The sequence below is a fragment of the uncultured Salegentibacter sp. genome, from assembly GCF_963972535.1.
In the GTDB taxonomy this organism is placed as follows: domain Bacteria; phylum Bacteroidota; class Bacteroidia; order Flavobacteriales; family Flavobacteriaceae; genus Salegentibacter.
Genome location: NZ_CAXAVR010000006.1, coordinates 12,082 through 30,956 on the forward strand (window position 1 = coordinate 12,082; position 18,875 = coordinate 30,956).

At 35.1% G+C, this 18,875-nt stretch carries 16 protein-coding genes; 8 read left to right on the forward strand and 8 right to left on the reverse strand.

Annotated features, from left to right (window positions below; genetic code table 11):
* Nucleotides 1-7: 7 nt before the first annotated feature.
* From lpxA to AACZ30_RS01650, 4 genes are read right to left on the reverse strand one after another with little or no spacing between them, the layout of a single operon-like run.
* Nucleotides 8-793, reverse strand: coding sequence for an acyl-ACP--UDP-N-acetylglucosamine O-acyltransferase (gene lpxA, locus AACZ30_RS01635; RefSeq protein WP_339647287.1), 786 nt, complete (start codon nucleotides 791-793; stop codon nucleotides 8-10).
* A 5-nt stretch (nucleotides 794-798) separates the two neighbouring features.
* On the reverse strand, nucleotides 799-2,199 hold the full coding sequence (locus AACZ30_RS01640) for a bifunctional UDP-3-O-[3-hydroxymyristoyl] N-acetylglucosamine deacetylase/3-hydroxyacyl-ACP dehydratase (protein ID WP_075326766.1): 1,401 nt from the start codon (nucleotides 2,197-2,199) through the stop codon (nucleotides 799-801).
* Complete coding sequence (gene lpxD, locus AACZ30_RS01645) at nucleotides 2,189-3,217, reverse strand: UDP-3-O-(3-hydroxymyristoyl)glucosamine N-acyltransferase (RefSeq protein WP_075326765.1); 1,029 nt, start codon at nucleotides 3,215-3,217, stop codon at nucleotides 2,189-2,191. Before lpxD ends, AACZ30_RS01640 begins: the two co-directional genes overlap by 11 nt.
* A gap of 24 nt (nucleotides 3,218-3,241) precedes the next feature.
* Nucleotides 3,242-4,471, reverse strand: coding sequence for an HD domain-containing protein (locus tag AACZ30_RS01650; protein ID WP_075326764.1), 1,230 nt, complete (start codon nucleotides 4,469-4,471; stop codon nucleotides 3,242-3,244).
* A 186-nt stretch (nucleotides 4,472-4,657) separates the two neighbouring features.
* Between AACZ30_RS01650 and AACZ30_RS01655 the strand changes: the two genes are divergently transcribed.
* The 5 genes from AACZ30_RS01655 (at nucleotide 4,658) to AACZ30_RS01675 (ending at nucleotide 9,334) form a co-directional block, all read left to right on the forward strand.
* Nucleotides 4,658-6,208, forward strand: a complete 1,551-nt coding sequence (locus tag AACZ30_RS01655) for a bifunctional response regulator/alkaline phosphatase family protein (protein ID WP_075326763.1) — start codon at nucleotides 4,658-4,660, stop codon at nucleotides 6,206-6,208.
* An 85-nt stretch (nucleotides 6,209-6,293) separates the two neighbouring features.
* On the forward strand, nucleotides 6,294-6,698 hold the full coding sequence (tsaE, locus tag AACZ30_RS01660; RefSeq protein ID WP_339647298.1) for a tRNA (adenosine(37)-N6)-threonylcarbamoyltransferase complex ATPase subunit type 1 TsaE: 405 nt from the start codon (nucleotides 6,294-6,296) through the stop codon (nucleotides 6,696-6,698).
* 366 nt (nucleotides 6,699-7,064) lie between these two features.
* The gene (locus AACZ30_RS01665) at nucleotides 7,065-7,658 is read left to right on the forward strand and encodes a hypothetical protein (RefSeq protein WP_339647301.1); all 594 of its coding nucleotides are present in this window, start codon (nucleotides 7,065-7,067) and stop codon (nucleotides 7,656-7,658) included.
* A 59-nt stretch (nucleotides 7,659-7,717) separates the two neighbouring features.
* Nucleotides 7,718-8,917, forward strand: coding sequence for an alanine dehydrogenase (locus AACZ30_RS01670; protein WP_339647304.1), 1,200 nt, complete (start codon nucleotides 7,718-7,720; stop codon nucleotides 8,915-8,917).
* Nucleotides 8,918-8,959: 42 nt separating this feature from the next.
* The gene (locus AACZ30_RS01675) at nucleotides 8,960-9,334 is read left to right on the forward strand and encodes a hypothetical protein (protein ID WP_339647307.1); all 375 of its coding nucleotides are present in this window, start codon (nucleotides 8,960-8,962) and stop codon (nucleotides 9,332-9,334) included.
* Nucleotides 9,335-9,416: 82 nt separating this feature from the next.
* Here AACZ30_RS01675 and bcp read toward each other — a convergent pair whose 3' ends face one another.
* A complete protein-coding gene (bcp, locus tag AACZ30_RS01680; RefSeq protein ID WP_075326758.1) occupies nucleotides 9,417-9,872 on the reverse strand; it encodes a thioredoxin-dependent thiol peroxidase in 456 nt (151 codons plus the stop codon).
* Between the two features lie 118 nt (nucleotides 9,873-9,990).
* Between bcp and nth the strand changes: the two genes are divergently transcribed.
* Nucleotides 9,991-10,647: an endonuclease III gene (gene nth / locus AACZ30_RS01685; protein ID WP_339647310.1), complete on the forward strand. Its 657-nt coding sequence runs from the start codon at nucleotides 9,991-9,993 to the stop codon at nucleotides 10,645-10,647.
* A gap of 376 nt (nucleotides 10,648-11,023) precedes the next feature.
* Here the strand turns inward: nth and AACZ30_RS01690 are convergent, their stop codons facing one another.
* Nucleotides 11,024-11,608, reverse strand: a complete 585-nt coding sequence (locus AACZ30_RS01690; protein ID WP_075326756.1) for a sigma-70 family RNA polymerase sigma factor — start codon at nucleotides 11,606-11,608, stop codon at nucleotides 11,024-11,026.
* 238 nt (nucleotides 11,609-11,846) lie between these two features.
* On the opposite strand from AACZ30_RS01690, the gene uvrA reads away from it, so the two are divergent.
* Entirely contained in the window at nucleotides 11,847-14,633 is a 2,787-nt protein-coding gene (uvrA, locus tag AACZ30_RS01695; protein ID WP_339647316.1) for an excinuclease ABC subunit UvrA, read from the forward strand.
* Between the two features lie 190 nt (nucleotides 14,634-14,823).
* Nucleotides 14,824-16,029 (forward strand): hypothetical protein, encoded by a 1,206-nt coding sequence (locus tag AACZ30_RS01700; RefSeq protein WP_339647318.1) that lies wholly within the window; start codon nucleotides 14,824-14,826, stop codon nucleotides 16,027-16,029.
* Between the two features lie 80 nt (nucleotides 16,030-16,109).
* On the opposite strand, the gene AACZ30_RS01705 is transcribed toward AACZ30_RS01700, so the two are convergent.
* Both AACZ30_RS01705 and AACZ30_RS01710 read right to left on the reverse strand, forming a co-directional pair.
* A complete protein-coding gene (locus AACZ30_RS01705) occupies nucleotides 16,110-17,573 on the reverse strand; it encodes a polysaccharide biosynthesis C-terminal domain-containing protein (RefSeq protein ID WP_339647320.1) in 1,464 nt (487 codons plus the stop codon).
* A complete protein-coding gene (locus AACZ30_RS01710; protein WP_339647323.1) occupies nucleotides 17,564-18,868 on the reverse strand; it encodes a glycosyltransferase family 4 protein in 1,305 nt (434 codons plus the stop codon). Before AACZ30_RS01710 ends, AACZ30_RS01705 begins: the two co-directional genes overlap by 10 nt.
* Nucleotides 18,869-18,875: the final 7 nt, after the last annotated feature.

Genomic DNA, 18,875 nt, shown 5'->3' on the forward strand with positions numbered 1-18,875 from the left:
TTTTATTTTAATTAGAGCTAAAGTATCCTTTCATGATACCTCGCTGTGAGTTTTTAATGAATTCTAAAATTTCGTCTCTTTCTGCAGTTGCTTGCATTTCAGCTTCAATTATAGCAACAGCCTGGGAGTTGTTATAGTTTTTCTGATATAAAATTCTATAAATATCCTGTATTTCACGAATTTTTTCGGTAGTATATCCTCTTCGGCGTAAGCCAATAGAATTAATACCAACATAAGAAAGCGGCTCTCTTCCCGCTTTTACAAACGGTGGCACATCTTTTCTAACCAGAGAACCACCCGTTACAAAGGCATGCCTCCCAATACTACAAAACTGCTGAATTGCGGCCATTCCTGCAAGAATCACGTAATCTCCAACATTTATATGTCCGGCAAGGGTACTGTTATTAGAGAAAATACAATTATCTCCTACAATACAATCGTGTGCAATATGGCAATAAGCCATAATCCAGCAATTTCTCCCAATTACCGTTTTCATTCGGTCTGTAGTACCACGATTAATAGTTACACATTCCCTAATGGTTGTGTTATCTCCAATAACCGTAATGGTATCTTCGTCGTCAAACTTTTTATCCTGCGGAATAGCAGAAATAACGGCTCCCGGAAAAATACTGCAATTCTTTCCAATGCGGGCACCTTCCATTATAGTTACGTTAGATCCTATCCAGGTTCCTTCGCCAATTACCACATTATTATGAATAGTGGTAAAAGGTTCTATCACTACATTTTTAGCAATTTTGGCTCCCGGATGTACGTAAGCTAAAGGCTGGTTCATATTTTTTATTTTGATTTTACAATTTGCGCCATTAATACAGCCTCGGTAGCTAATTTTCCATTCACATAGGCATAGCCCTGCATTTGGCAAATTCCACGGCGAATAGGCGCAAGTAATTCTAATTTAAATATTAAAGTGTCTCCAGGTACTACCTGTTGTTTAAATCTTACATTATCTATTTTCATAAAATAAGTAAGATAATTTTCTGGATCTGGCACCGATTTTAAAGCAAGAATACCCCCGGTTTGAGCCATAGCTTCTACCTGGAGTACGCCGGGCATCACCGGTTTTCCCGGAAAATGGCCTACAAAAAAAGGCTCGTTCATGGTTACATTCTTTAAACCAATCACACAGCTATCTGTACAGCTATAAATTTTATCTACCAGGAGAAATGGAGAGCGATGTGGCAATATATCCATGATATCGGTAACATCCATTAATGGTTTTTGATCAAAATCTATTTTTGGAACATTATTGCGTTTTTCGGCTTTAATTATTTTAGCCAGTTTTTTAGCAAATTGGGTATTTACATAATGCCCAGGCTTGTTGGCAATAACTTTTCCACGAATTCTGGTTCCTATTAAAGCAAGATCTCCCACCACATCTAAAAGTTTATGTCTTGCAGCTTCATTAGGATAATGTAAGGTTAAATTATCCAGAATTCCATTTGGTTTAACCGAAATATTATCACGATTAAAAGCAATGCGAAGTTTTTTAAAGGTTTCTTCGTTTATTTCTTTGTCTACATAAACAATAGCATTGTTTAGATCGCCTCCTTTAATTAATCCGTGATCTAACAAAGCTTCAAGCTCGTGTAAAAAGCTAAAAGTTCGCGCATTTGCAATTTCATTCTTAAACTCAGAAAGGTGTGAAATTGTAGCGTTTTGCGTGCCCAAAACTTTTGTTTCAAAATCAACCATGGTGGTTACCTGGTATTCATCGGCGGGCATTACAATTATTTCGCTTCCACTTTCATCGTCGTGATAAGTAATTACTTCTTCTACTACAAATTCTTCACGCTCTGCTTCCTGTGCAACTACCCCGGCTTTTTCTAAAGCTTCAACAAAGAACTTTGAAGAGCCATCCATTATTGGAGGTTCAGATGCATCTAATTCAATTACAATATTATCTATATCCATACCTACACAAGCGGCCAGCACGTGTTCTGAAGTTTGGATTTTCACCCCTTTCTTCTCCAGGTTGGTACCTCTTTGGGTATTTACAACATAACTTACATCTGCTTCAATCTCGGGTTCTCCTTCAAGATCCATTCTTTTAAAAACATAACCGGTATTTTCTGCAGCAGGTTTAAAAGTCATTTTCACTTTCTGCCCGGTATGCAGCCCAACCCCTTGAAGAGAAATCTCTTTATCTATGGTATGTTGTTTCGCCTGTTTATAAGCCATTTTTAATCTTTTTTTCTAATTGGTTAAGTGTATCTATGGTTTTAGGTAAGTTTTTAAAATGAACATAAGATTTGGCAAAATCTCCATAGCCAAAAGCGGGAGAACCCTGTAGCATTTCATCATCTTTCACATTTCGACCAATCCCAGATTGCGCCTGAATTTTCACCCTGTCTCCAATTTGCAAATGTCCTGCGATGCCGGCCTGTCCTCCAATTAGGCAGTTTTTACCAATTTTAGTAGAACCTGCAATTCCCGCTTGTGCAGCGATAGCTGTGTTAGAGCCAATTTCAACATTATGTGCAATTTGAATTTGATTATCCAGTTTTACACCTTTTCTTATAATAGTAGAACCTAATGTGGCACGGTCTATTGTAGTACCAGCCCCAATATCTACATTATCTTCTATAATTACATTTCCAATTTGAGGAACTTTTGAATATATCCCATCTTCTCCAGGGCTAAATCCAAAACCATCTGCTCCTACTATCACGCCGCTGTGTAATACACAATTATTACCTATAATTGTTTCTGAATAAACTTTTACACCGGGAAAGATAATAACATCATCTGCTATCTTAACATTATCCCCAATATAAACATTAGGATAAATTTTTACGTTTTTACCAATTTTCACATTGTCACCAATATATGCGAAAGCACCCAAATAAAGATTTTCTCCAAACTCAGCTGAATCTGAAACAAAGCTGGGCTGTTCAATTCCTTGCTTGTTTAATTTTATCTGGTTGTAATATTCAAGTAATTTAGAGAATGCTTTGTAAGCATCTTTTACCTTTATTAAAGTGGTTGTAATTGGTTCTTCGGCTACAAAATCACTATTTACAATGGTTATAGACGCCTGGGTAGAATATATATAAGAAGTATATTTAGGATTACTCAAAAAGGTAAGGGAACCTTCCCCGCCTTCTTCAATTTTAGCTAATTCAGATACTTCGACCTCAGGATTGCCCTCAATTTTTCCGTCGAGAATCTCTGCTATTTGTGCTGCTGTAAATTTCATTCTGGCAAAAGTAAAAAAAAAGCGTTAATGTTTGGCCTTCGGGTAGCATATATAATACTTAACCACAGTTTTTGAAAGGGCTTTCAGGTTTAATTGGTCTGATGCTTTAGCTACATCGCTAATCTTCCCATTTTTATGTAAAATATTAATATTATTATTTTCACTTTTATAAGCGGTGTTTGTCACTTCGCCGCTAAACACAAAATAATCTGCTTCTTCTGCTGAAATACTCTCTTTTTCCTGCAGTGCTATGCGACGTTTTTCAAGCTTTTCTACCGATGGTTTTTTCTTCTTAATCTTTACTTTTAGAAGATCCCGGTTTATAATCATATTACATAAATTACTCAGCACAAAATCGTTGTGATATTGCCATTCTTTCATTGCAGAAATAATATCGTAATCGTCTAAACGAGCAAAAACCGATAGGGTTTCAGAAGAAAAATTCTCTGGACCTATCTTATTATAAAGAAAATACGAAAGCGCTTTACTGGCATTAAGTTTTTCACCTTTTTCAACCAGCTCTTTAGCACGTTTTAAAACTCTTATTAAAAGTTGCTCTGCTACCAAACTGGTTTTATGCAGATAAACCTGCCAGTACATTAGTCTTCTTGCAACAAGAAATTTTTCTACTGAATAAATTCCTTTTTCCTCAATCACCAAATCGTCATTTACCACATTTAACATGGTTATTAAACGTTCGCTATTTATGTTTCCCTCTGCGGCTCCGGTATAAAAACTATCACGCTTTAAATAATCAAGCCTATCCATATCCAACTGACTTGAAATTAACTGGTTTAAAAATCTTCGGTTATATGTTCCGCGGAAAATTTGAAGTGCCAGCGTTAAACTTTGGTTAAAGTCACGGTTCATTTCTTCCATAAAAAGCAAAGAAATACTTTCGTGATCTACGCCTTCTACAATGCTATGTTCCATTGCGTGAGAGAACGGGCCGTGGCCAATATCGTGCAGTAAAATGGCAATTTGCAGAGCTTCTTCTTCGGCTTCAGAAATTATAACTCCTTTATGCCGAAGTATCTGCACTGCTTTTTGCATTAAATGCACACAGCCAATAGCATGATGAAAACGGGTATGATGCGCACCGGGATAAACCAAATAAGACATTCCCATTTGTGAAATTCTGCGTAAGCGCTGAAAGTAAGGATGCTCAATAATACTGAAGATTCGCTCACTCGGGATGGTAATAAATCCGTAAATTGGATCGTTTAATATTTTAAGTTTATTAGTTGAAGTCAAGCTTTGTAACGTATTAATTTAAAACAAAGATACATAGATAGACTTTGGAAGTTGAAAAACCAATTATTAAGTTATAAAAAACCTCAATTTTCAATAAACTAATTAGAACAAGTAATTGAAAAACGACTTAAAGTCAAAAATACATAGAAGAAGAAAATCTCATTAAATGAGTAAAAAATATAAGATATGAATAAGATAAAAATACTTTGGGTAGATGATGAAATAGATTTACTGAAACCGCATATTTTGTTTCTTGAATCTAAAGATTATGAAGTGGTTACCAGCCAAAGTGGAACTGAAGCACTAGAACAAATTGAAGAAGAAAGTTTTGATATAGTTTTTCTTGATGAAAATATGCCCGGACTTACCGGCCTGGAAACTCTTGCTGAAATTAAAGAGAAAAGAGAAAATCTTCCTATTGTAATGATTACCAAAAGTGAGGAAGAATATATTATGGAGGAAGCTATAGGCTCTAAAATAGCCGATTATCTTATAAAACCGGTAAATCCCAACCAGATTCTGCTTAGTATAAAAAAGAACCTGGATCACTCCCGACTTATTTCTGAAAAAACCACTTCAAATTACCAGCAGGAATTTAGGAAGATCGCGATGGATTTAAGCCAGGTAAATACTTTTGAAGAATGGGCAGAACTTTATCAGAAACTAATTTACTGGGAACTTCAACTGGAAGGCCTGGAAGACAGTGGAATGTTCGAAATTCTGGAATCGCAGAAAAATGAAGCCAATACACAGTTTTGCAAATTTATAGACAAAAATTATCCTTCATGGTTTGAAAAAGGTGTAGAGGCTCCAATTATGTCGCATACCATTTTTAAAGAAAAAGTTGTTCCAGAAATTAACAACAAACAGCCTACCCTCTTGGTTGTTGTAGATAATTTAAGATACGACCAATGGAAAGCTTTAGAACCGGTGATTTCTAATTATTACAAAAAAGAAAAGGAAGAACCTTATTACAGTATTTTACCCACCGCTACCCAATATGCTCGTAATGCAATGTTCTCTGGCTTAATGCCCAGTGAAATGGAAAAGTTATTCCCACAATACTGGAAAAACGACACTGAAGAAGGCGGGAAAAATAATCACGAAGCTGAGTTTTTAAATGAACAATTAAAAAGACTGGGCAAAAGCTTTAAAAGTGAATATCATAAAATTACGAGTTTAAAAGCAGGTAAGAAACTTGCAGAAAACTTTAAAACTCAAAAAGATAACGATCTTACTGTTGTAGTTTACAATTTTGTAGATATGCTTTCTCACTCAAAAACAGAGATGGAAGTGATTAAAGAATTGGCTTCTAACGATAAATCTTATAGATCTTTAACTTATAGCTGGTTTAAGAATTCCCCGTTATTAGATATTATTCAGCAAGCGCGACAACTTGGTTTTAAATTAATTCTTACCACAGACCACGGAACTATTAATGCTAAAAATCCTTCAAAAGTAATTGGAGATAAGAACACCAGTTTAAACCTTAGGTATAAAACGGGTAAAAGTCTAACTTATGAAGAAAAAGATGTATTGGCGGCTACAAACCCAAAGAGCATACATCTACCCAGTATTAATATGAGCAGTTCTTTTATTTTCGCAAAGGGAGATCTTTTCTTTGCTTATCCTAATAATTACAATCATTATGTAAGCTACTACAGAAACACCTATCAACACGGTGGTGTGTCCCTGGAGGAAATGATTATACCATTTGTAGTAATGGAGCCAAAATAGGGGATTAATCCCTGATTTCTAGCAGAATATAGGGTATATTAAATTATTCCCTATCTTTGTATTGCCCAAAATTTATATATTTAATATGCCGGTTACCTACAATTTAGCCCAAATTGATGAGGCTGTACAATACATAATAAAGAACGCTAAAAATAATGTTCTGTTATTTTATGGTGAAATGGGTGCCGGAAAAACAACCCTTATAAAAGCTTTAGTAAAAGCTTTAGGAAGTGAAGACAAAGTATCAAGCCCCACATTCTCATTAGTGAATGAGTACCATACTCCCCAGGAACCAATTTATCATTTTGATTTTTACAGACTTAAAGACCCCAATGAAGCCCTGGATATAGGTTTAGAAGAATATTTAAATTCACCTGGGTGGATTTTAATAGAATGGCCACAAAAAATACAGGATTTCCTGGAAGAAAACTTTCAGAAAATTGAAATTTCTATTCAGGATGAAAATACAAGAACGTTAAATTTATGTTAATGAAAAGTTAATGAAACTCTAAATGCTTAAAAAATCCAGTGTTAGTATTTTAGGGTATTTTGGTAAACAGTATTAAACAAAAAAACATAATAAACAGAAAATTTTTATATTTTTGGCTATTAAATTTTTAGCAGTGTAAATTAAAAACCACTAAAAAATAGCCATATTTTTGCTTAAAAAAAGGCGCAAAAGTACGATTAATGTATTAATTTTTAGCGTTTTATAATTTTATAGGTTTGCTTCAGTAAACAAAACGAAACAACAATCTAAACTATATTATTATGAAACTTAAAGCAGTACTTTTCGCAGCAGCAATTTTTGGAGCAAGTTTTTTTGTAACTTCAACTACAGATAACGATACTAATAATGACCAAATCAAAGAACAAGCTGTCGACAGATCAAAGATCAAAATTCCTGCTGCTGGGTAGTATTATTGCTCTTTGCATTGCATTTTCACCTTATTTATTTTATTTATATGAAATTTTCCCAAACGGCCGTGTTTGGGAAAATTCTTATTTTACATATGAAAGCAATTATTATGAAGATGTAATGACTGCTGCCTGGACATATCTAGGTAAAATAGTTCCTCTTTTTTTATTATTCATATGGTTTTTCACCTGTAAACATTGGTGGTATCACGCAATTTTAATACCTATTGCGATGTATTCTTATCAATTAGTTATTAGCATTTATCAAGATGTATACTTAAGAGTTGATCCTTTGGATACTAATCAACTAATATATCTTGCTCCTTTTTTTATTATTATTTTATCCTTAGTTTATCTTATTCGAATCAAAATTTTTGACCGGGTATATGGTATTGACCTTAGTGAAATCGATGAAACCGATGTTTCTGTCTTTTCCCCTATTTCCGAAACCGATCGCAGGGAGGTTAAATCGTTCCAGGAAGAAGAGGAATATTGGGAACCAACTCAGGAAGAATACTATACCCGACTTTAATCCCCGCTGTTTTTAAAAATAGTTGTAATTTCCCTTTTCTAAAGTTTTAGCATTTAACTATGGGCAAACAGGTTTCGCCTTTTACCAAAGAGCAATTAATTCCGCAGGAAGAAACCCTGGAAATCTACAAAAACAAGGGACAGTTATTTATTGGGGTTCCTAAAGAAACCTCTTATCAGGAAAAACGTATTTGTTTAAGTCCCGATGCTGTTGCTGCAATTACAGCACACGGCCATAGGGTTATGATAGAATCTGGAGCCGGAAAATGGGCTCGATTTAGCGATAAAGATTACTCTAACGCCGGTGCCGAAATCACCAAAGACACCAGTAAAGTCTTCTCCTGCCCTACTATTCTTAAAATAGAACCACCTTCTTTAGAAGAATTGGATTTAATTAATCAGCAAACTATTTTAATTTCCGCGCTTCAGCTTAAAACCCAATGCAAAGAATATTTTCAGAAATTAGCTTCTAAACGAATTACCGCTTTGGGCTTTGAATTTATTCGGGATGATGATGGGAGTTATCCCATTGTTAGGGCGTTAAGTGAAATTGCAGGTACTGCTTCTGTATTAATTGCTTCAGAAATTATGAGCAATAATGTAAACGGAAATGGTTTAATGTTTGGAAATATAAGTGGAGTTCCACCGGTAGAAGTGGTAATTCTTGGCGCGGGTACAGTTGGTGAATTCGCTGCTCGTTCGGCTTTGGGACTGGGTGCAGGTATTAAAGTTTTTGACAGTTCGCTTACCCGGCTAAGAGATATTCAAACCAATCTTAATCAAACATTTTACACCTCTACCATTCAACCTAAAAATTTGAGTAAAGCCATTAAGCGTTGTGATGTTCTAATTGGCGCAGTTCGCGGTAAAAATCGTTCTCCGGTGCTAATTACCGAAGATATGGTAACCAGTATGAAACGTGGCGCTGTAATTATAGATGTTAGCATAGATATGGGAGGTTGTATTGAAACCAGCGAAATTACCACTCACGATAAACCAATATTTACTAAACACAATATTTTACATTATTGTGTTCCAAATATCCCTTCCAGGTACGCTAGAACTTCCTCACTTTCAATCAGTAATATATTTACACCATATCTTTTACATATTGCTGAAGAAGGCGGACTCGAAAACACCTTACGATTTAATAAAGGTTTGAGAAATGGTTTGTACTTTTACCACGGAATTTTAACCAACAAATCTATAGCCGATTGGTTTGATCTTTCTTACAGAGACATTAATTTGCTCATTTTTTAGATCAGTTTCTAATCAGGTTTACTTTCTCAAATTTATAAATAGATGAAACTTATTCATAGAATTGGATATTTCTCGGTGGGCTTGTTCTTCGGGATTGTGATTTTACTTTTCTTTTTAAGCGGAAAGAAAACTTCTTGCGATTATTCTCCCGATGCCCGTGTTTTAAAGAATATAAGGATTAAAGAGCGTATTTTTACTGAAGAGGCCTTTAGCTATTTTAAGAATAATAAATTAGATACCGCCCTGGTTTCTCAAAGTTTAGAAAATGGCGATGTAGACTTTAGCCGAAGCAATACCGATACCGAACCTTGTAACATTTACCTAATTACCAACAAAGTCGATTCAGCAATCCTGGAGCTGCAAATTGAGAATTGCGATAGCACGGCCACTATTCAAAAAGCAACTTTAATAGATTAATTCTTAAAAGAATGGTCACCCCGAGCGCAGTCGAAGAGTTTTTAAACATTTCAACTGCACCCGAGGTGACATTTAATTCAATTTATTCAGAAAGAATTTGAGCGGTATGCTCTTTGGTTTTTACCTTTTTAATTACCTCTTCAATTTTACCATCTTCATCAATAATAAAGGTTGTTCGGTGAATTCCGTCATATTCCTTTCCCATAAATTTCTTTGGTCCCCAAACACCGTAAGCCTGGATAACTTCCCTGTCTTCATCGGCTAACAATGGAAAAGGAAATTCGTATTTATTTTTAAAATTGCTTTGTCTTTTCTGTGTATCGGCACTCACGCCCAGAATCGCATAACCTTTTTCCTGAAAACGCTCCCAGTTATCTCTTAGGTTGCAGGCCTCTGCTGTGCAACCCGGAGTACTCGCTTTGGGATAGAAAAACAATACCAACTTTTTACCTTTAAAATCTGATAATTTTACTGTATTTCCATCCTGATCCTTTACTGAAAATTCAGGGGCCTTGTCGCCCGCTTCTAATGTTGTCATAATTCTTATTTTTGCAATAATTTATCCTTTGACCTAACCTAAGGATTAGATTTAATTTTTAAAATTTCGACATAAAGGTCGAAGTTATAATCTCACTTATCGAGTAAATTTAAACAATATGACCAAACAAGAAAAGGTACAGTTCGTAATTGATACCTTAAACGATATTTATCCTGAAATTCCAATTCCGTTAGATCATAAAGATCCTTATACTTTATTGATTGCAGTACTACTTTCAGCACAAAGTACCGATGTAAAAGTGAACCAGATCACGCCAAAACTATTTGAAATTGCCGATAACCCAAAGGCTATGGTAAAACTTTCAGTAGAAGAAATTCGGGAAATTATTAAACCAGTGGGTCTTTCGCCTATGAAATCTAAAGGAATTCACGGTTTATCTGAAATTTTACTGGATAAATACAATGGCGAGGTTCCCGCAAGTTTTGAAGCCCTTGAAGCTTTACCGGCGGTGGGTCATAAAACCGCAAGTGTGGTTATGGCACAGGCTTTTAACGTTCCTGCGTTTCCGGTAGACACCCATATTCATAGATTAATGTATCGCTGGAATTTAAGCAACGGAAAAAACGTAACCCAAACCGAAAAAGACGCAAAACGCCTATTTCCAAAAGATCTTTGGAATAAACTTCATTTACAAATTATTTGGTACGGTCGCCAATATTCCCCGGCAAGAGGTTGGAACCTTGATAAAGATATTATTACCAAAGAAATAGGGAGAAAAACTGTGATTAGCGAATATTATAAAAAGAAAAAATAGATTTAAAAATAAAGTGGCTGACTGAAAATCTCTTAAGAACGTCATCCTGAATATATTTCAGGATATAAGATGTTAAAGTTAAAAACATGTTAGAAGCTGAAACCCGAAACTTCCGGACAGCTTGACGAAAAACAGAGATTTTCAAACAGCCACTTTTCTATATACTAATTAAGAATTGTACCGAATTTAATTCCTCGGGTTTCCACCACTCTTAATGCTTTTGAATAATTTAAAAGAAACTCTACCGTTTCTTTTTTGGGATTCAAGTCCTTAAACTGATCTTTTTTTGATAGTTTTTTAGTGTAAAGTTTCCTCATTAGATAATATTTTGCGTTGGTTTCTTATTCTAACGCAATCTTTTGAGGAATATTATAGATTAGTTTGTTAAAACCAAATTATGTTTTTCAATAATCTTCCTAAGATTGATTAAAGCGTAGCGCATTCTTCCCAAAGCGGTATTAATACTCACACCGGTACGCTCAGAAATTTCTTTAAAACTCATATCCTTGTAAATTCTCATAGTAAGAACCTCTAATTGGTCTTCAGGTAATTCTTTTATGAGCTCTTTTACATCATTTTCAATCTGGTCTTTAATAATTTGAGTTTCAATATTCAATTCAGAATCACTTAAAACCGAAAAAATATTAAAGTCGCCACTATTATCAAATTTAGGCATACGCTTATTTCTTCTAAAATGGTCAATAACCAGGTTATGTGCAATTCGCATTACCCAGGGAAGAAACTTACCTTCTTCATTATATTTTCCACGTTTAAGAGTGTTAATGACTTTGATGAAGGTGTCCTGAAAAATATCTTCAGCAACATCCCTGTCAAAAACTTTAGAGAAAATAAAACTATAAATTCGGTGTTGGTGCCTGTTTATAAGTTTGCTTAAGGCGATTTCATTTCCTTGCATGTATTCACGCACAAGAACAGCGTCAGTGATTTCAACGTTATTCATATCAGTTACTTTTGTTCAGGACGGTTGGGGCTCCTGAGGTTAGGTTATTTAGTTTCTAAAAGTAACTTTATGCTATAGGCAGGTGTAGTTTTATAATTTTTGAATGACCAAATATAGCAAGATATATTTAACAAAAGCAAACAAAAGTTTAAATTTTTAACATTACAATAGGATTTTTATGGCTTTTTACACTGCTGCTTATTAAGTACCTTTGCATTCCTGAACTAGAAAAATAAGCATGAATATTGACGTTGCCGAGGTAAATCCTAAAGAAAATATCATCATAAAAGGTGCAAAACTGCACAATCTTAAGAATATAAATGTAGTTATCCCGAGGAATAAATTGGTGGTAATTACCGGACTTTCGGGTTCGGGAAAATCCAGTTTAGCCTTCGATACGCTGTATGCTGAAGGCCAACGCCGCTATGTTGAAAGTCTATCTTCTTATGCACGCCAGTTTTTAGGCCGATTAAATAAGCCCAAAGTTGACTATATAAAAGGAATCGCTCCCGCCATAGCTATTGAGCAAAAAGTAAATTCCACCAATCCACGTTCTACCGTGGGTACATCTACGGAGATTTACGATTACCTTAAATTACTTTATGCGAGAATTGGGCGAACCTACTCTCCTATTTCAGGCAACGAGGTAAAACGAGACCGCGTGGCCGATGTAATAGATCACGTAAAATCTTTTGAAGAGCGTGAAAAATTACTCTTGCTGGCTCCAATTCATATAGAAGAAGGAAGAACTCTTGCTGAAAAAATTAAGGTTCTCGCGCAGCAAGGTTATAGCCGTATTAAAGTAAAAGACGATGTTCTTAGAATAGATGAGGCAGATCTTGAAAAAATTAAAGCTAAAGATACTTTATTAGTCGTAGACCGAATTATCACCAAAGATGAAGAAGACTTTTACAATAGATTAGCAGATGCTACCGATGCTGCCTTTTTTGAAGGAAAAGGCGAACTTTATATTGAAAACTTAAAATCAGGAAAAAAACGACATTTCAGCAATAAATTTGAGTTAGATGGGATTAGTTTCCTGGAGCCAAATGTGCACCTTTTTAGCTTTAATAATCCTTACGGGGCCTGCCCTAAATGCGAAGGTTATGGCGATGTAATTGGAATTGATGAAGATCTGGTTATTCCCAATACAGGACTTTCAATTTATGAAAATGCCATTTTCCCGTGGCGCGGCGATAGTATGAGCTGGTACCGCGATCAATTAGTAAATAATTCTCATAAATTTGATTTTCCAATTCATAAACCGTGGTTTCAGCTTACGCAGGAACAAAAGGATTTGGTTTGGAATGGAAATAAACATTTTGAAGGTCTAAACGATTTCTTTCAGTTTTTAGAAAGTAAAGCTTATAAAATTCAGAATAGAGTGATGCTTTCCCGCTATCGCGGAAAAACCCGCTGTAGTACCTGTAAAGGAAAGCGTTTAAGGCCTGAAGCTGAATATGTAAAAATCGCCGATCACAGTATTACCGATTTAGTGGGAAAACCTTTAGATAAAGTGCGGGAATTTTTCTCTAATTTAAAATTGAACGAATATGACCAGCAAATTGCGAAAAGACTTTTAACAGAAATCAATAACCGACTCAAATTTTTATCGGAAGTTGGTTTAGATTATCTCACCTTAAATCGAAAATCAAACACGCTGTCTGGTGGTGAATCACAACGAATTAACCTGGCAACTTCCCTGGGAAGTAGTTTGGTGGGTTCTATGTATATCTTAGACGAACCTTCTATTGGTTTGCATCCGCGCGATACAGAACGTTTAATTGGAGTGCTTCAAAACTTGCGTGATCTTGGCAACACCGTAATTGTGGTAGAACACGATGAGGATATTATGAATGCGGCCGATGAAATTATTGATATTGGCCCCGAAGCAGGTACCCACGGCGGTGAGGTTGTAGCCACAGGAACGCTAAAACAGATTTTAAAATCAAATTCGCTTACCGCTCAATATCTTAATGGAAAAGAGGAAATACCTGTTCCTAAAGAACGCAGAAAAGCTTCGGGGGAAATTAGGATTTTGGGAGCTAGAGAAAATAACCTTCAGAATATTGATGTAACAATTCCTCTTAAAACCATTACCGCTATAACGGGAGTTTCAGGAAGTGGAAAAAGTACGCTGGTGAAGAAAATTCTTTATCCTGCTGTTCAGAAGAAAATTGGAGGCTATGGAGAAAAAGCCGGTCAATACACCGATATTGAAGGTGATTTTAAAAATTTAGGTAGCGTAGAATATATAGACCAAAATCCAATTGGTAGATCTTCCCGCTCCAATCCCGTAACCTATATTAAAGCTTACGACGATATTCGAAACCTTTTTTCTGATCAAAAATTATCGAATATTCGAGGTTTTAAGCCTAAACATTTTTCGTTTAATGTAGAAGGAGGCCGCTGCGAAATTTGCAAAGGTGAAGGCGAAGTTACCATAGAAATGCAGTTTATGGCCGATGTTCATTTAGAATGTGAAGCCTGCAACGGGAAACGTTTTCAAAAAGATGTGCTGGAAGTTCAGTTTGAAGGAAAAAATATTGACGATGTACTGAATATGACCATTGATGACGCCACTAACTTTTTTGCCGAAAACAAACTCGATAAAATTGTTAGAAAACTTAAACCATTACAAGACGTTGGTTTAGGTTATGTGCAATTAGGGCAAAGCTCTTCTACCCTATCAGGTGGTGAAGCACAAAGAATAAAACTGGCTTCATTCTTAGTAAAAGGCGCTACCAAAGAAAAAGCATTGTTCATTTTTGATGAGCCTACCACAGGACTTCACTTTCACGATATTAAAAAGCTATTGAAGTCTTTTAATGCCCTTATAGAAAAAGGACATAGCGTAGTAGTGATAGAACACAACATGGACCTGGTGAAATGTGCCGATTATATTATTGATATTGGCCCTGGTGGCGGAGTAAACGGCGGAAATATTGTTGCAAACGGCACTCCTGAAGAAATTATTAAATCGAAAAAATCTTTTACCGCAAAGTATCTCAAAGAAAAATTATAGCTATTATTCTTTCTGAAAAAATACACGCTAAATTTCATTTCTATTGAAGATTTTCTACTGAATTATTCAATTTTCTATATAAAACCTCTAAAAACAAGCTTTTTTAGGGGTTTTCTTTTTTTGGCACGCGGTTTGTATTTTATGTATTGATTCTAAATGAGAATCACTTTAACAACATAAAACGCAAACCATGAAAAATATCGCCATTTTATTCAGCTTTTTATTTATTGGTATTTCTGCAAAGGCTGCTTCAGAAGCTATGCCTCGTAATGCCTATAATAATGCCTTTATTTTCGTTGAAAACGGTGTTGAGTTTGCCGTTTATCCCAACGGGGAATTTGATTTCTATTTTAACCCTCAATTTAGAAGTACCAGCATTGTAAATATTTCTACTCCCAATATGAATATTAGTTATAACGCAGGGCATAATTATGATGCGTATGTGCAGTATGACGATTATGGAGCGGTAATTCAAATTGAAAGTGTTCCGGTTTTTTATGATTACTACGGAAGAATAATAAGGGCCGGTGATGTTTTTATAGATTATAACCGTCGTGGCCGTATTGCAAGAGTTGGAGGTCTACATATTCATTACAACCGTTTTAACCGAATCACCAACTATACAGGATTTATAAATCATTATAATAACACTTATGTTTACAGGCCGTGGCACCAGTATTATTCAAGACCTCGCAGTAGTGTGAGCATAGTATTTGGACAGCCTTATAGGGCTTACTATCAGCCAAACCGCGTTACTTACGTGCAACACGTAAATTATTATAATAATCATTATTCTAGTAATGTGCATCAAAATTTTTACAGGCCAAATCAACAAGCGGTTTCTTATAATAAAGGAAGAAGAACTTCTGAAAGACGTGATATAAAAGATATTAGAGGTGACGAATCTCGTGTAGCTTTAAATACAAGAAATGTAAGAAGCAACGCTTATTCTGAAAGATCTAATAACACCGCTAACAGAAGCAGAACGATTAGATCAGAAAAAAATAGTAGCACCAATTCTCGAGGAAATGCTGTAAGATCATCCAGAAGTACTAATACTAGCGATGTTGTGAATAGCAGAAATAACCGTACAAGAGTTGATGCAAATTCAAGTGTGAATACAAGACGAGCTGCAGTAAATACCAGTAGATCTTCTAATACAAATGTAAACTCATCTGCAAGGAATAGTAGAACTGTAAAAAGCACTCCTACGAGACAAACCAGTAGAGCTACAACCGCTCCAAGCTCAAGAAGAACGCAGGCTACCTCCAGAAGTAGTAATAGAAGTAATAACACACAAGCGGTAAAAAGCAGTACAAATACAAGATCTTCGGCTAGAACTTCAAATTCTTCTTCACGAGGAAGAAGTTCGGCACGAAATGTGAATAACAGATAATAAAGAATTCATAATTTAATTTTTTGGTTGGTTAGTTGGAAACCCCTTGAAGCCTCAAAAGCTTCGGGGGTTTCCCGTTTTTAGGAGGTTTTTATACCCAAAACCTTATTAATTATGGAATTCACTTCTGAAGAAAAATTCAGAAAATAAGCTAGTCCCACATAACTTATTCCTATTAAAATAGATTTAAGTGCAATATTTAAAATTGGATGAAAACCGAAATCCCAAAAATAAAACGCAATTGAAAGGATCATTCCGGTAAAAAGTACCAACCAGGTTTTTGAAGTAAACGGAAGGAAATTAAACTTTTTATGCACTAGCCAGATTTTAGAAGAATTATATATAAAAAAAGCTAAAAAACTGGCAATTGCCGCTCCTTCTATCCCAAAGCTGGGAATAAATATCAAATTTAAAACAAAGGCTACAAAAACAAGAAGAACACCTATAAACAGTACAATTCGGTAATAATCTGAATTAAAAAGAATACTGTTATTATTCCCAAGAAGGTTATCATAAAGCTTCACCAGGGAGATTAATAAAACCACAAGAATACTCAACTCATATTCATCGGGAATTAGTTCGTAAAGTTGTTTTACGTTAGTGATTATCAGGATAAAAATGAGTAAGCTTACAATCAATAAGTTTAAAGAACTCTTTTTATAAAGCTCTTCAAGGCTTTTTTTATTTTTGGTATTAAGGAATTCAGCCGTCATGGGGTTTGTAATTTGGTGCATTGCCTTTTGCGGCACCGAAATTACTGTAGCGATATAAATTGCAATTCCGTAGATAGCCACGTTTTCTATCGGCATAAAATATTCTATCATCACTTTATCTAAATCTAATAAAGCGGTAGCGACTGAACCCGCAATAAGAATTAGCGAGGTATATTTTAAAACCGGTGATAAGTTTTTTGGAAATTTAAAATTTAAACGCGTCAAATAGAGCGAAAACGCATAGATCTTCATTGCAATAAGTCGCAGGATAAAAACCCCGGCAATACAATAGATAAATTGATGCACTGTAATCCAGTTAAAATAAACTCCTAAAAGTAATAAACTGATGCAGAACCTATGAAAAACCTCTTTCATAAAGTTTCCGAATACACTTTTATAAAAAAGCTTAGACCAGGCGAAAAAGATTTCAAAATAGGCGGTAGCAAAAGCTATTAAAAAAATTAGCCAAATATACGGTCGAACCAATCCGTTACCCTGGGTAAAGTAATTGATTAAAAATGAATAACCAGAAGCCACTATTATTCCCAGCAAGAGTGAAACGATTAGCGGTAAAAACAGTACTAAATTTAGCAGCTTATCTTTTTCTTCCCTGGTTTTATAAAAAGTGAAGAATTTTATTAATGTACTGTGCACTCCAAATCCCATAAAAGGCCAGAGCAAACTTGCCGCTGAAAGTAAAAAAGTCACCAACCCGTAATATTCAGGTTCCAGGAAGTAGGTGAATAGAAACAAAGTATTAATCGCACCAATCGCAAAACCAAAATAGGTGGTAATTAGGTTTTTAAAAGATTGCTTGATTATTATTCCCATAATTCTATAGGCTCTTTTATTAAACTGGCCAGGTTTTGCGTAAGATTTCTTCTGTGATATTGCTGAATATCTCCATTTATAAAATTACCGTTGCCCTTTTTATAAGCATCGTAATGTTTTAAAATTAGACTTTTAAGTCGGTCTTTTTCTGAATATTGAAAATATTCTCCAGATCTGGTTTGCTGCAATATTTGCTGAACATCCCATTTTTCGGGTCCAATAGCTAATATGGGCCTTTTTGAACTTAAATATTCAAATAACTTCCCCGGAATAATTCCGCGGGTTTCTTCGCTGTTAATTTCAATTAATAATACTAACCTGCTTTTCTGCTGAAGCGCAATTGCTTGCGTATGACTTACATAACCTAATAACTGAAGCTTCTCCCCTAATCCTACAGATTTAATTGAAGTGATTATTTCTTCACTCACCGTACCTGCTAATTTCAATTCCAGATCTTCTGAGAAATTTAAATTCTCTATTGTAAGTTCCGCTATGGCAGTCCAAAGATTCTCGGGATTTCTTTCTGAAAGCAAGGAACCAATATGAGAAATACTGAATTTAGTATCTAATTCGTTGGTATTTGCTTCATTTTCTTCAGTATCAAATCCGTTAGTGATTATACCTATTGGTTTATTGGTTTTTTCGGCAAATTCAGTCTTGGTAGTATAACTGGTCGTTATAATTTGATCGGCAGCATTTAAAACTTCTCGTTCAAGACGTAAGTGTTTCTTTTTGCTGGATTCAGTAAGTTTCAGCTTTTTATGATACCCAATTTGAGTCCAGGGATCCCTAAAATCGGCTATCCATTTTAAATCGAGTTCCTGCTTCAATTTTAAACCAATAAGGTGTAAACTGTGCGGCGGACCGGTTGTAATTATTTTTTTAATACCTTCTTCTTTCAAATAGGTTTTCAAGAATGTCACCGATGGTTTTATCCAAAACTTCCGTGCATCAGGAATAAATAAGTTACCTCTAATAAAAAGTAGACTTTTCTGTAAAAAAGACTGATTTTTCTCTGCAGCAATAATTCCTTTGCTAATGGTTTTGGTTTGGTTTTTCGCAAAAAAACCGGCTAATTGGTAAGGTTCAAAAATAGGCTTCTTAAGAATAGTTATTCCCTCCGGAATTTCATTTTCTAAAGAATTATCCAACATAGGGTAATTAGGATTTTCAGGAATATAAACCACAGGTTCAATATTAAAATCCCTTAAATACTTCACAAACTTAAGCCAGCGCTGCACGCCGGGACCGCCAGCCGGTGGCCAATAATAAGTTATAATGAGTACCTTTTCCATTTAAGAA

Coding starts and splice junctions, on each gene's coding strand:
- lpxA (WP_339647287.1), bottom strand. CDS start 793: ATGAACCAGCCTTTAGCTTACGTACATCCGGGAGCCAAAATTGCTAAA.
- AACZ30_RS01640 (WP_075326766.1), bottom strand. CDS start 2,199: ATGGCTTATAAACAGGCGAAACAACATACCATAGATAAAGAGATTTCT.
- lpxD (WP_075326765.1), bottom strand. CDS start 3,217: ATGAAATTTACAGCAGCACAAATAGCAGAGATTCTCGACGGAAAAATT.
- AACZ30_RS01655 (WP_075326763.1), top strand. CDS start 4,658: ATGAATAAGATAAAAATACTTTGGGTAGATGATGAAATAGATTTACTG.
- tsaE (WP_339647298.1), top strand. CDS start 6,294: ATGCCGGTTACCTACAATTTAGCCCAAATTGATGAGGCTGTACAATAC.
- AACZ30_RS01665 (WP_339647301.1), top strand. CDS start 7,065: ATGACCAAATCAAAGAACAAGCTGTCGACAGATCAAAGATCAAAATTC.
- AACZ30_RS01670 (WP_339647304.1), top strand. CDS start 7,718: ATGGGCAAACAGGTTTCGCCTTTTACCAAAGAGCAATTAATTCCGCAG.
- AACZ30_RS01675 (WP_339647307.1), top strand. CDS start 8,960: ATGAAACTTATTCATAGAATTGGATATTTCTCGGTGGGCTTGTTCTTC.
- bcp (WP_075326758.1), bottom strand. CDS start 9,872: ATGACAACATTAGAAGCGGGCGACAAGGCCCCTGAATTTTCAGTAAAG.
- nth (WP_339647310.1), top strand. CDS start 9,991: ATGACCAAACAAGAAAAGGTACAGTTCGTAATTGATACCTTAAACGAT.
- AACZ30_RS01690 (WP_075326756.1), bottom strand. CDS start 11,608: ATGAATAACGTTGAAATCACTGACGCTGTTCTTGTGCGTGAATACATG.
- uvrA (WP_339647316.1), top strand. CDS start 11,847: ATGAATATTGACGTTGCCGAGGTAAATCCTAAAGAAAATATCATCATA.
- AACZ30_RS01700 (WP_339647318.1), top strand. CDS start 14,824: ATGAAAAATATCGCCATTTTATTCAGCTTTTTATTTATTGGTATTTCT.
- AACZ30_RS01705 (WP_339647320.1), bottom strand. CDS start 17,573: ATGGGAATAATAATCAAGCAATCTTTTAAAAACCTAATTACCACCTAT.
- AACZ30_RS01710 (WP_339647323.1), bottom strand. CDS start 18,868: ATGGAAAAGGTACTCATTATAACTTATTATTGGCCACCGGCTGGCGGT.